Annotated in this window: 10 protein-coding genes; 6 read left to right on the top strand and 4 right to left on the bottom strand. The window is 58.8% G+C overall.

Annotation, left to right across the window (positions count from 1 at the left end; genetic code table 11):
- Position 1: 1 nt before the first annotated feature.
- Positions 2–1,972 (bottom strand): acetate--CoA ligase, encoded by a 1,971-nt coding sequence (gene acs, locus RLO149_RS10500; protein ID WP_013962066.1) that lies wholly within the window; start codon positions 1,970–1,972, stop codon positions 2–4.
- A gap of 457 nt (positions 1,973–2,429) precedes the next feature.
- Here acs and dctP point away from each other — a divergent pair, with 457 nt between their 5' ends.
- The 3 genes from dctP (at position 2,430) to RLO149_RS10485 (ending at position 5,546) form a co-directional block, all read left to right on the top strand.
- The gene (dctP, locus tag RLO149_RS10495) at positions 2,430–3,446 is read left to right on the top strand and encodes a TRAP transporter substrate-binding protein DctP (RefSeq protein ID WP_013962065.1); all 1,017 of its coding nucleotides are present in this window, start codon (positions 2,430–2,432) and stop codon (positions 3,444–3,446) included.
- A gap of 70 nt (positions 3,447–3,516) precedes the next feature.
- Positions 3,517–4,146, top strand: coding sequence for a TRAP transporter small permease subunit (locus tag RLO149_RS10490; RefSeq protein WP_013962064.1), 630 nt, complete (start codon positions 3,517–3,519; stop codon positions 4,144–4,146).
- A complete protein-coding gene (locus tag RLO149_RS10485; RefSeq protein WP_013962063.1) occupies positions 4,146–5,546 on the top strand; it encodes a TRAP transporter large permease in 1,401 nt (466 codons plus the stop codon). Before RLO149_RS10490 ends, RLO149_RS10485 begins: the two co-directional genes overlap by 1 nt.
- Here RLO149_RS10485 and pobA read toward each other — a convergent pair.
- Positions 5,543–6,718: a 4-hydroxybenzoate 3-monooxygenase gene (gene pobA, locus RLO149_RS10480; RefSeq protein ID WP_044025630.1), complete on the bottom strand. Its 1,176-nt coding sequence runs from the start codon at positions 6,716–6,718 to the stop codon at positions 5,543–5,545. The genes RLO149_RS10485 and pobA overlap by 4 nt on opposite strands.
- 120 nt (positions 6,719–6,838) lie before the next feature.
- Between pobA and RLO149_RS10475 the strand changes: the two genes are divergently transcribed.
- The gene (locus RLO149_RS10475; RefSeq protein ID WP_013962061.1) at positions 6,839–8,203 is read left to right on the top strand and encodes an aspartate aminotransferase family protein; all 1,365 of its coding nucleotides are present in this window, start codon (positions 6,839–6,841) and stop codon (positions 8,201–8,203) included.
- A 68-nt stretch (positions 8,204–8,271) separates the two neighbouring features.
- Here the strand turns inward: RLO149_RS10475 and RLO149_RS10470 are convergent, their stop codons facing one another.
- Together RLO149_RS10470 and RLO149_RS10465 are read right to left on the bottom strand one after the other, a co-directional pair.
- Positions 8,272–9,027, bottom strand: coding sequence for an SDR family NAD(P)-dependent oxidoreductase (locus tag RLO149_RS10470; RefSeq protein ID WP_013962060.1), 756 nt, complete (start codon positions 9,025–9,027; stop codon positions 8,272–8,274).
- Between the two features lie 187 nt (positions 9,028–9,214).
- Positions 9,215–10,288 carry a GlxA family transcriptional regulator gene (locus tag RLO149_RS10465; protein ID WP_052304797.1) on the bottom strand — a complete coding sequence of 358 codons (1,074 nt, stop codon included), beginning with the start codon at positions 10,286–10,288 and terminating at the stop codon, positions 9,215–9,217.
- A gap of 270 nt (positions 10,289–10,558) precedes the next feature.
- On the opposite strand from RLO149_RS10465, the gene RLO149_RS10460 reads away from it, so the two are divergent.
- A complete protein-coding gene (locus RLO149_RS10460) occupies positions 10,559–11,803 on the top strand; it encodes an ABC transporter substrate-binding protein (RefSeq protein WP_013962058.1) in 1,245 nt (414 codons plus the stop codon).
- A 91-nt stretch (positions 11,804–11,894) separates the two neighbouring features.
- Positions 11,895–13,166 (top strand): branched-chain amino acid ABC transporter permease, encoded by a 1,272-nt coding sequence (locus RLO149_RS10455; RefSeq protein ID WP_013962057.1) that lies wholly within the window; start codon positions 11,895–11,897, stop codon positions 13,164–13,166.
- Position 13,167: the final 1 nt, after the last annotated feature.

Below are 13,167 nucleotides of genomic sequence, written 5' to 3'. Positions count from 1 at the left end.
ATCAAGCGTCCTGTTTGTTCATTCGGTTTGTGATGAGGTCTGTGACGACGGTTGGGTCTGCGAGGGTTGAGGTGTCTCCGAGGGTTGCGAAGTCGTCTTCGGCGATTTTGCGCAGGATGCGGCGCATGATCTTGCCTGAGCGTGTTTTGGGCAGGCCGGGGGCCCATTGGATGAGGTCAGGCGACGCGATGGGGCCGATTTCGGTGCGGACCCATTTGCGCAATTCCTGATAGAGTTCATCGCTGGGCTCTTCGCCGTTCATGAGCGTGACGTAGCAGTAGATGCCTTGCCCCTTGATCGCGTGGGGGTATCCCACGACGGCGGCTTCGGCGACTTTGGCGTGGGCGACCAGCGCGCTTTCGACCTCTGCGGTGCCCATGCGGTGGCCTGAGACGTTGATCACATCATCGACGCGGCCCGTGATCCAGTAATCACCGTCTGCGTCACGTTTGCAGCCATCCCCGGTGAAGTAATAGCCTTTGTAATCAGAGAAGTAGGTCTTTTCGAACCGTTCGTGATCGCCCCAGATGGTGCGCATCTGGCCGGGCCAGCTGTCGGCGATGACCAACACGCCCTCCACGTCATTGCCCTCAAGGACTTCGCCCGAGGCGGGCTCCAGCACCATCGGCTTGATGCCAAAGAAGGGCTTCATCGCGGAGCCGGGTTTCATCTCATGCGCGCCGGGCAGGGGGGTCATCAGATGGCCGCCCGTCTCGGTCTGCCACCAGGTGTCGACGATGGGGCATTTGCCCTTGCCCACGACGTCATTGTACCAGTTCCAGGCCTCTGGATTGATCGGCTCACCCACGGTGCCCAGCACCTTGAGGTCACTCAGATCGCACCCTTCGACAAAGGATTTGCCCTGTCCCATCAGTGCGCGGATGGCGGTGGGGGCAGTGTAGAACTGGTTTACTTTATGCTTTTCGCAGACCTGCCAGAAGCGGCTGGCATCGGGGTAGGTCGGCACGCCCTCGAACATGATGGTGGTCGCGCCATTGGCCAGCGGCCCGTAGACGATATAGCTGTGGCCCGTCACCCAGCCCACATCCGCCGTGCACCAGAAGACGTCGCCATCGTGATAATCAAACACGATCTCATGGGTCATGGCGGCATAGGTCAAATACCCGCCCGAAGTGTGCACGACGCCCTTGGGCTGGCCGGTGGAGCCGGAGGTATAGAGGATGAACAGCGGGTCTTCGGCGTTCATCTCGGCGGGGTGGGAGATATCCGAGGCCTCCAGCATCATCTCGCCGCAGTCGTAATCGCGCCCGTCGATCCAGGTGGTCTGCCCGCCGGTGCGCTTGACGACGAGGCATTTGACCGTGTCCTTGCAGTGCAGCAGGGCGGCGTCCGTGTTGGATTTGAGGGCTGTGGCCCGCCCGCCGCGCGGGGCGTGATCGGCGGTGATGACGAGTTTGGCGTCACAGCCATTGATCCGCGCCGAAAGCGCATCGGGCGAAAACCCGGCAAAGACGATGGAGTGGATCGCGCCGATCCGCGCGCAGGCGAGCATCGCATAGGCCGCCTCGGGGATCATCGGCAGGTAGATCACCACCCGGTCGCCGCGCCGCACGCCAAGGCTTTCCAGCACATTGGCCATCTTGCAGACCGAAGCGTGCAACTGCTTGTAGGTGATATGTTTGGCGGCATCCTTGGGGTCATCCGGCTCCCAGATGATCGCGGTCTGATCGCCGCGCGTGGCCAGATGCCGGTCCACGCAATTGGCCGCCACATTCAAGGTGCCATCCGCGTACCAGTTGATCGACACATGGCCGAGATCGAAATTCACATCCTTGACCTTGGTGAAAGGCTTGATCCAGTCAACCCGCCCCCCCTCACGCCGCCAAAACCCCTCAGAATCCGAAACAGACTCCGAATACAACGATCCGTATTGCGATAACGTGACGTGGGCGTTTGCCACCATATCGGCGGATGGTGGATAGGCTTTCGGGGCGTTTTTTGTGTCAGGCATTGAAGCTCCTCCCTCTTTGGTCTTGTCAGTGCCAAATGGCATGATCCGGTGCGGCCAACGGTTCGAGTGTCAGCCATTTGCATTCTGTGTGCATTTTGAGGTCAATCGCTGATCGAAAACAAGCGGATAACCCTGCAATTTGCGCGGAATCTGGGCGGCACCGTAACCGGCAAGGGTATTTGCTTTTGGATAAAGCGGTAAAATATAAGTCTAACCAACAGGTTAGGTGGTTTTTGGAGCTTTGATCTCAATCTTTGCTGTGCATTGGGTTGGTGGCTGCACTTCCGGGTACTCTGCTTTCACGAATATATCTGTCGGGGTGCGGACATCGGAAATATATCCGCGCTGTCTGATTGCTCAGGGGCGGGCTTTCAAAGGGGGCTTGGCAGTCTTACCGCCGTTGAGTAGGTTTGCCGCAATCCGTTCTGAATAATACGGGCAACCAGGGAGAAATATCATGAATAAATACCTAAGTGGGGCGGCCGTTGCTGCCATCAGTTTTGCATTTGTGTCCGAGGCAGCTGCCAGGGAATGGAATGTGTCGGTCTGGGGCAAACGTCGCGCGTTCACAGAACATGTTGAAAAACTGGCCGAACTTGTTGCGGAAAAGACAGGTGGCGAATTCACCATGAATGTCAGCTACGGCGGCTTGTCGAAAAACCGCGAGAACCTTGACGGAATCTCGATCGGCGCGTTTGAAATGGCGCAGTTCTGTGCGGGCTATCATCCGGATAAAAACCGGGTGATCACCGTGCTTGAATTGCCCTTCCTCGGCGTTGAGAACCTTGAGCAGGAGGTCGCGGTGGCCAATGCGGTCTACGCACACCCGGCGGCAACCGAAGAGATGGCGCAATGGAACGCCAAGCTGCTCATGACCTCGCCGATGCCGCAGTATAACATCGTTGGAACCGGCGAGCCGCGCGACGAACTTGCTGAGTTCGAAGGCATGCGCGTGCGTGCAACAGGTGGTCTTGGTGAAGCGTTCAAGACGGTTGGTGCGGTGCCGACATCCGTGACGGCAACCGAGGCCTATCAGGCGATGCAAGGGGGCGTGGTGGACACGGTCGCTTTTGCCCAGCACGCGCATCTGAGCTTTGGCACGATCAATCAGGCGGATTGGTGGACGGCGAACCTCAACCCCGGCACGGTGAACTGCCCGGTGGTGGTGAACATCGACGCTTATGAGTCATTGTCGGATGCGCATCGTGACGCGCTGGATTCCTCGGTGGGCGAAGCGATCGATTTCTATCTCTCGAACTACGCTGAGCTTCTGGAGCGTTGGGATTCGGTTCTCGCGGAAAAAGAAGTGCAGAAAGTCGAGATTGCTCCGGACGTGATTGCGGCTTTCCAAGCCAAAGCGGGCACGCCAAACCATGAAGCGTGGATCGCGGAAATGGAAGCGCAAGGCCTGCCCGGACAAGAGCTGTATGACCTTGTCGTCAGCACATTGGCAGAAGCCAAGGGCGGTAGCTAAACTGATTTGGGTCGCTTCATCCGAGGCGGCCCATTTTTCCTGATTTTCCAAACATAACGGGAGGTGGGCGATGGCAGGTTCTGCTGCGGTGCTCGAAGATTCCAGTCTGCTGAGCCGACTGGACCGCGCACTTTTACCGCTTGAGCGTTTCTGCGCACTGCTGAGTGGTCTTGCCATATTCTCGCTGATGTTTCTGGCGGTCTACTCCGTTACGGGGCGCAAGTTCTTCAGCTCACCCATGGCGGGCTATGTGGATTACATCGAAGCCATGATGCCGATCATTGCGATTATGGGCGTCTCTTACGTGCAGCGTGACGGGACACATGTGCGCATGGACATGTTGGTGGGGGCGCTCAAGGGGCGCGTATTATGGCTTTTTGAACTGATTTCGGTCCTGTTGATCCTTGTGTTGATTGTCGCGCTGGCATGGGGGGCATGGAATCATTTTGACCGCTCCTTTGATTGTGCGCGCCCGCTGTGCAGCCGGGACAGCTCGATTGATGTGGGCATCCCGCTGTGGCCATCCAAGCTAGTTGTACCCATCGCCTTTGGGGTGCTGGTGCTGCGCTTGCTGCTGCAAACCTGGGGCTATGGGCGTGCTTTGGTGCTGGGGCTTGAAAACCCCGTCGCGGTCCCGCTGAACCTGACCATTGCCGAGCAGGCCCGTATCGAGGCCGAAGCGCTGGAAGGGGCCGACTGATGGAACCTATTGATATCGGGCTGTGGGTCAGCGGCGGGCTGCTGGTCTTTGTGATCCTCGGCATGCGCGTGGCCTTTGCGGCGGGTCTGGCCGGGTTCGTGGGGCTGGTCTGGCTGCGCTGGAACGGTTTTGATTATGACCCTGAACGGTTCTGGAAAGCGGTGGAGATCAGCGTCAAGATCGCGGGCCTCACGCCGCATTCCAAAGTGTCGGCGCAGGTGTTGAGCCTGATCCCCGTGTTCATCATGATCGGCTATCTGGCCTATCACGCTAAACTGACCACGGCCTTGTTTACCGCCTGTAAACGCTGGATCGCCTGGGTGCCCGGTGGGCTTGCGGTTTCGACGGTGTTCGCCACCGCCGGCTTTGCCGCCGTGTCGGGTGCATCGGTGGCGACGGCGGCGGTCTTTGCCCGTATCGCCATCCCCGAAATGCTCAAGATCGGGTATAATAAACAATTTGCGGCGGGCGTCGTGGCTGCCGGTGGCACGCTGGCCTCGCTGATCCCGCCATCGGCCATTCTGGTGATCTATGCCATCATCGTGGAGCAGGACGTGGGCATGTTGCTGCTCGCGGGGTTTATCCCCGGCATGTTCTCGGCCTTGGTCTATGCGGCCCTGATCATCGGGATTGCGGTTATTTTTAAAACCGTCGGGCCGCCGGTCAGCGGGTTCACTTGGCGCGAACGGTTTGAATCGCTGCCGCCGGCCTTGCCCATTGTGGCGGTGGTCGTGATCATCGTCTTTTTTGTCTACAACCCTTTCGGAGATGCCTGGGGCACCCCGACCGAAGGGGGGGCTATCGGCGCTTTCATCATCTTCCTGATGGCCCTTTACCGGGGCATGCGCTGGTCGCAGCTGAAAACAGCCTTGCTGGATACCGCGAAACTCACCGTGATGATCTTTTCGATCATCTGGGGGGTGTTGATCTACGTCCGCTTTCTGGGCTTTGCAGAATTGCCGGAAGCCTTTGCAAACTGGATAACTGCTTTGGACATGTCGCCCATGCTGATCCTTGTGTGCATCCTGTTGGCCTATGCCGTGTTGGGCATGTTCATGGATGCGATTGGCATGCTTCTGTTGACGCTGCCGGTGGTGTACCCGGCAGTTATGGCGCTGAATGGTGGTGAATACGTGACCGCTGCGGACAGTGCTTTCGGGATGTCGGGTCCCATGTGTGCGATCTGGTTCGGCATTCTGGTCGTCAAAATGGCGGAGTTCTGTCTGATCACGCCGCCCATCGGTCTGAACTGTTTCGTGGTTGCCGGGGTGCGCGATGATCTGAATGTGCAGGACGTGTTCAAAGGCGTGACGCCGTTCTTTCTGGCCGACGCTGTAACCATCGCGTTGCTGGTGTCTTTTCCGGGTATCGTTTTGTTCTTGCCGATGCTGGCGGGTTAGCCCTCGTAGGGCAAGCCCACGTAGTTTTCGGCCATGGCCTTCTGCGCAGCTTCATTGCTGCGCAGAAATTCAATCTCAGCCCTCTGCATCCGCAAATCAAAGCCCGAGTGATGCGGAAAGCGGTGCATAAGTTTTGAAAACCACCAGCTGAACCGCTCCGCCTTCCAGACCCGTGCCAACGCACGGTGCGAATACTGCGCCACGGCATCCGCGTCATTGTGCTGATACCAACGGGTCAGCGCGGAAAACAGATAGTGCACATCTGAGGCTGCGGTATTCAGCCCCTTCGCCCCGGTGGGCGGCACGATATGCGCCGCATCACCACATAAAAACAACCGCCCCCATTGCATCGGTTCCGTCACGAAAGAGCGCAGGGGCGCGATGGATTTTTCAATCGACGGGCCGGTGATCAGATTGGCGGCCTGTTCCGCCGGAATACGCCGCTTGAGTTCTGTCCAGAAGGCGTCATCGCTCCAGTTGTCGATATGATCGCCCGCATCACATTGAATGTAATAGCGCGATAAGGTCGGGTTGCGCATCGAACACAGCGCAAAGCCGCGATCAGAATTGGCATAGATCAGCTCATCACTCACAGGTGGCGTTTCGCTGAGGATACCCAACCAGCCAAACGGATATACTTTTTCATAAGACCGTTGGGTGGCCCCGGGGATGCTTTTGCGGCTGATGCCGTGAAACCCATCACATCCGGCGACGAAATCACACGCAATGCGGTTTTGCACGCCCGATTGCAGATAGGTGACCGCCGGGGCATCGCTGTCAGCCCCTTCAATCTGAACCTCGTCGACTTCGAACTCGCTTTGTCCGCCGGTTTTGTCCCGCGCGGCATAAAGGTCGCGCGTCACTTCGGTTTGCCCGTAAACCATAACGGATTTGCCGGTGAGTTCGGCAAAATCAATGCGAAAGGCTTCGTCGCCATAGGTGATCAGTGTTCCGTCATGCGGCATACCTTCTTGTCGCATACGCGTCCCGGCGTCGGCCTGTTCCAAAAGGTCAAGTAACCCGGTTTCCAGCACGCCTGCACGAATGCGGCTCAACACATGTGCGCGGGTCCGGCGCTCCAGAACAATGCTGTCGATGCCGCGCCCGTGCAGCAGTTGTGCCAGCAAAAGGCCCGATGGCCCGCCGCCAATGATCACCACCTGTGTGCGCATGTTATTCATGATAACCTGTTGCCATACCCGCCCGCGAACCGCTAGCAATGATTGGAACAGGTTGGAGCATCTTGAGTCTTTGGCCTTTGATTTCATCTGATGTAGAAAAGGTTGAGCCATATGGAAATGCGCCCCAATTCGATGGAAGCCCGCGACGTGGCTTATCACCTGCACGGCTACACCAACCCCAGAGCACATGAAGAGCAGGGCCCGATGGTGATCGACCGGGGCGAGGGGGTCTATGTCTTTGACACCCAAGGCAAGCGCTACATCGAAGGGATGGCTGGTTTGTGGAGTGTTGCGGTCGGGTTCAACGAAAGCCGCTTGATTGATGCCGCACAAAACCAGTTGCGTAAACTACCGTATTATCACAGCTTTTCGCATAAATCCCACGGGCCTGCGATTGATCTGGCAGAGCGGCTGATTGACATGGCCCCGGTCCAGATGAGCAAGGTCCACTTTACCAACTCAGGCTCCGAAGCGAATGACACGATCCTCAAGATGATCTGGTTTCGCTCGAACGCGCTTGGCAAGCCTGAGAAGAAGAAAGTGATTTCGCGCCTGCGCGGTTATCACGGCGTGACCATCGCGTCGGCGTCCATGACCGGGTTGCCGAACAATCACCGCTCGTTTGATCTGCCGATTGAGGGCGTGTTGCATACGACCTGCCCGCATTACTGGAAAGAAGGGCGGGACGGCGAAAGCGAAGAGGCATTCGCGACCCGCTGTGCCGAAGATCTGGATGCGATGATCCAAGCTGAAGGGCCCGATACCATCGCCGCCTTTATTGCCGAACCGGTCATGGGGGCGGGGGGCGTTGTGGTGCCACCGGCGACCTATTGGCAAAAGATACAGGCGGTTCTGGCGAAATATGACATTTTGCTGATCGCGGATGAGGTCATCTGCGCCTTTGGCCGGACGGGCAAGATGTTCGGATCAAACACCTACGACATCAAACCGGACATCATGACCATGTCCAAGCAACTCACCTCGTCTTATTTCCCGTTCTCGGCGTTCATGATAAATGAGCGGGTGTATGAACCGATTGCAGATGAGGGAAACCGCATTGGTATTCTGGGGCATGGCTATACCGGGAGCGCGCATCCCGTGGGCGCGGCGGTCGCACTGGAAAACCTGAAGATCATCGAAGAGCGCGACCTCGTGGGCAACGCCGCAGAACGCGGAGCGCAGTTGCAGGCGGGTCTTGGCGAACTGGCGGCGCATCCGCTGGTGGGCGAAGCCCGGGGTGTGGGCCTGATCGCAGCGCTTGAGATCATCGCGCCAGAGCGGCAGGGCGATGCGCGTGCGCCGGGGGCTCTTGGCGCGCACATGAACCGAATTTTTCACAGCAACGGGCTGATATCGCGCAACATGATCGACGCGGTGGGCTTTTGCCCGCCTTTGATTATCACTGAGGCGCAGGTGTCCGACATGCTGGGAATTGTAGAGAAGAGCCTCGAAACCCTTACGCGCGAGCTGGTGTGAGACGGTGAGCTTGCAGTGTTGCAGGCCTGTTGCGCGATACGTTTGCTCTGTGGGCGCTGTCGCGCGCTTTATGCCAGATGTTGCCCGCCATTGATCGGGATTTCGGCGCCGTTGACGTAAGAAGATTTCTTTGAACACAGAAAAGCCACCACATCCGCGACCTCACCGGGATGACCGAGCCTTTTCATGGGCACATCGCGGCTAACGACTTCGCTGGTGCCCGGTGACAGGATCGAGGTCTCGATCTCGCCGGGCGAGACGGCATTGACCCGCACACCCTTTGCGGCCAACTCATGCGCCAGTTCGCGTGTCAGGGCGGACAGACCCGCCTTGGAAATGGCATAGGCCGCGCCTGCGAAGGGGTGCACTTGCGTGGCGGCAATCGAGGACACGTTCACGACCGCGCCGCCCGCCTGCATCAACGGATCAAGGAGTTCCCGTACCAGAATGAGCGGTGCGATCAGGTTGACCATCTCGACCTTGCGAAAAACCTCAATCTCGGTTTGCGTGGCCAGCAAACGCCCACCTGTATCATCTTTGGGCGAAATCCCGGCGTTGTTCACCAGCGCGTCCAGCCCACGGCCAGCCAGGCGTTCCCGCAGGTTCATCGCGGCCGCACGGACCGACGCTTCTTCAGACAGGTCCGTTTCAATGTGGTGCACGATGCCTTCTGCCCAGGGGCACACCTGGCTAAAGGGTGTCCGCGCCAGTGTCAGCACATCCCACCCATCATCGTAGAACTTCTTGACGATGGCGTGTCCAATACCGCGACTGGCCCCTGTAACGGCGACGATGGGTTTTGCTGTCGGCTCAAAACTGTTCATGTTGTGGTCCTCCCTATGCCGGCAAGCGGCGGGTGTGTGACGGTCTATGCCTCAACGGGTCAGCACTATCGTCACGAGGGGTTTTCAAACTGCATTCTCTTGCCCCCTGACCCCGCTAGCTTGCACGCATCAACATGGGATGCAAATGATCATGCACTATCTCGCGCATCGTTGAACAGGGCGGGCCTCAGTGCCTTGATACGGACAGGTCGTCGTGACCGCGCCGAAGTTGTGTAGGGGTTGCGCCCAGCCTTTTCTGACAATGATCAGCGAGGTTCGCACCGCTCGAAAACCCGGCTGCATAGGCCACAGACGTCACCGATCGCGTGGTCTGCCTGAGCATCCAAACAGCGGCGCGCAGCTTGATGTCGACGAGGTAGTCTTTGGGGGAACGCCCGACCTGCTGGCGAAACAAGCGTAGGAAATGCCGCTCGCTCAACCCCAAAGACCTGGCAAGCTGCGAAATGCTGGGGTTGGTGGTGGCTTGCGCGTCCAGCGTCACAACCGCGTTTTGGATGCGCGGGTCGGTTATGGTCAGATTTGTCAGTGCCGGGGCCCAATGGGCCGGGCTGATCCCTGCAACAGCGGGCAATGTCATCTGGTGGATCATCTTGGCGGATCTGTCGGGGCCGAAATGCTCCTGAATGATGCGGGCGGTGAGCGCGAGGATCGACACGCCGCCCAGAACGGTGATGATATTTCCAGCACTCACATAATCCTTGTCAAACACGGGCCTCAGGTGCGGAAACGCTGTCTCGAAATCGGTTTGGTGATAGGGATGTACGCAGACCGTTTTGCCCTCCAGCAACCCCTCGCGTGCCAGCACGAAAATGCCGGTACATACGCCAATGATCACCGATCCCGCCCGGCCCGCCGCGCGCAGAAAATTGCGGTGCCCGTCAGGCACGTTGGGCAGATCCCGCAAAAGCCCGCCAATCACAAATATGTAGTCAAACGCCTCTGGCTGCCCGTAAGGCGTCGTTGCCTCTACCGGGATGCCGCAACTTGACATGGCGCGACTGCCCGGCGCGCCCAGCACATCCCACCGCGCATAGCGCGGATGCGAGGCGTCGCCGTGATCCCCGGCATGACGCAGGCTCTCCACAATACCTGCCAGCGACATCATCGGAAACGACGGCCACAGAACAATGCCGACCCGTAAGGGCGATGCGTGGATATTGCGTGCAGACCCGTCCGGTTTGGGCAGCGTATCAGATGCACCGTTGCCAGTTTTACGAGCAGGGGTCTGCGCAAAAGTCATAATAAACCGTAGCGAGTCCGTTTTCAGATAACAATGGCGGATAAGCGAAAGACAGGGTGTCATAGCCGCCGCACAGTTTGAGTGTCAATCTGGGGGGTTGTCAGTGGTCCGGGTGGTGCAGTCGCGTATTTTCAGGGTGTTTTCAGCACCTTCCAAGAGCTTGCGCATGTGTTCGAAACCCAAGTCACCTCTCCGGATGCTCGGAATGAAGTGTTTAGACAACATCATAACCGGTCGTTCGTACCGGACATCCAACAAAGGAGTTTCACTATGAAAGCAACTTTACAAAGGCGCGTTCTGCTGGCGTCCGTCGGCGCGTTGGCTCTGGCTGCGGGGTCGGCCTTCGCTCAGGACTGCCCTATCAAAATCGGAGCGCTGGCGCCTCTGTCGGCACCCGGCACGGTCGTAGGCGGGGAGGCGATGCGCGATGCGATGCTGATCGCAGAAGCTGACATCAACGCAGCCGGTGGCGTGCTGGGCTGCGATATCGACGTGGTCATCGGCGACAGCGAAGGTCTGCCCGAACGCGCTATTGCCGTGATGGAACGGCTGATCACGCAGGACGGCGTCGTGGCCGTCGGCGGCGGGTATCACAGCTCGGTCGGGGTGGCTTCCAAGGACGTGGCGAACGCGCGCGGCATTCCCGTGGTCTTTGCCGAAACATGGAATGACACGATCACCGGGGACAAGCAAAAATACATCTTTCGCATCGCGCCCCTGTCATCTTGGGCCTCGGCCACGATCTGGCAATTTGCGCTGACCCTGCCGGATATCGGCAAAGTGGTTATTTTGACGGAAAACACGGATTACGGGATCCCGGCAAGCCAGGAAACGGCTAAGGGGCTGGAAAGCGGCGGCGTGGAAAGCACCATTTTCTCGGTGGATATCGGCACGCAGGACTACGCAGGCATCGTGGAGCGGATCAAGGCGGAAAACCCCGATATGATCATCACGCTGGTCACGGGCGAGGCGGCCTATAACTTCACCCAGCAGGCGGCCGATGCCGGGGTTGGCCCGCTTGATCTGCCTTTTGTGACCGGTCAGGACGCGCTTGAATCCGGGGCCTATTGGACCAATGTGCCGGATGGGCAATATGCCTTTGTTCAGCGCATCGGTGTTCCGGAATCCGAATTCACCGAAAAAGGTCGCGTCTTTGCTGCGGCTTACAAGGAAAAGACCGGCAAGTCCGATGTGGAAAGCTATGCGATGGAGGCTTACGATTCCATCGCGATCCTTGCACAGGCCATGAATGAGGCCGGCGAAACAGGGGGCGATGCGATCGTCACAGCGCTTGAATCCATCGAACACGAAGGCACCTTGGGCAAAATCTATTTCCCCTATGGCAGCCAGAAAGACCCCAGCGAGGACGGTAAAGGGGATGAGTGGTGGCACCAGTGGCCCGACCCGGCGCTGACGATGATCCAGTATCAGGAAGAGGGCCAGTCATCGACTGACGCGGCGATTGTCTATCCGGATGCTTACAAAACGGCCGAGCCGGTCATCGTGAACGAGTAAACAGGGACCCGGCCGGGCGCGACTTGAGTGCCCGGCTGACAGACAAAACCGCAAGACCCCGGACAGCAGCGGGGCAGCACGGGGGACAATCGTGGAAACACCGGCCATTTTCTGGGGCGTCATTCTTTGGATGATCGTCTGGGGCGTTCTGGGCAGCGTGATCTTGCGCCGTCGCTATTTTGCCCGTGATCTGGATACGACGAATGCCTCCTTTGCGGGGGCGATGTCGGGCGCGGCGATGGGGCCGGTCGGCGTGGCCTTGCTGTGGATCAACACGCCCAATCTGACCGGGCGGGTGACCACGACCTTCGGCATTCTGGCGGTCGTGTTGATCGCTGCAGCGTTTTCTTTTGCCGATCCGCAGAACAACTGCGTGGCCAACGGGTCGTTTGTGGCCAGCCAGATTTCCAACGGGCTGATCATCGGAATCATTTACGGGTTCATGGCGCTGGGGTTGACGCTGATCTTCTCGATCCTCGGGGTCGTCAGCTTTGCGCATGGTGAGTTTTACATGATCGGGGGCATGCTGGTCTATTACATCACGGCGGTGTGGTTCCCGGGGGTCAGCCCCTTGCTGGGGGTGCTTGGGGCCTGTTTCATTGCCTTTTGCCTTGGCGCTGTTTTTGAGCGTGCCATGTTGACGCCGATGTATAAGGGCAAGGTGGATCGACCCGTTGAATACGGTATCCTCGCCACATTCGGTCTGGCCTTCACGCTGCAGTATTTCGTTCAGGCCGTGCATGGGGCCAGCCCGGTCAAAGCCTCGCGTTTCATCGACTTTCCGCGCATCCGCTGGCCCGAAGATGCGGACCCGCTCTGGATCAAGACCAGCCGGGGCAACCTCACACTGTTCGAGACGATTTCGATTTCGAACCCGCGGTTTGTTGCGGCGATCACCTGTATCCTCGTGCTCTTGGCGCTCTTGTATCTGCTGCACCGCACATGGACGGGTAAAGCGCTGCGTGCGGTCAGTCAGGACCGGGACGCCGCCGCCATCGCAGGGATTGATCCCAACCGCATGAACATGCTGGCCTTTGCGCTGGGGGGGATGATCGCCGCCCTTGCCGGGGCGCTGCTGGTGCAGGCGTTTTCATGGCTGCCGCAGGTGGGTGCGATCCCGGCGATGCGATCTTTCGTGATTGTCGTGCTGGGCGGGCTTGGCTCGCTGCCCGGTGCGTTCTTTGGCGGTATCATCGTAGGGCTGGTGGAGGCGGCGGGCACCGGATGTGTGCCGGATGCACAAAAGGCCGCGTCCTATATTCCGGCCTATGGGATGATCGTGCTGACGCTGACCTTGTTGCTCAGACCCACGGGTCTGTTCGGGCGGCGCTTTGCCTCCGGCACACATGGGCAAGGGGGCTGAT

This window comes from Roseobacter litoralis Och 149, assembly GCF_000154785.2.
Classification (GTDB): domain Bacteria; phylum Pseudomonadota; class Alphaproteobacteria; order Rhodobacterales; family Rhodobacteraceae; genus Roseobacter; species Roseobacter litoralis.
This window is presented reverse-complemented; position numbering and strand designations above follow the sequence as displayed.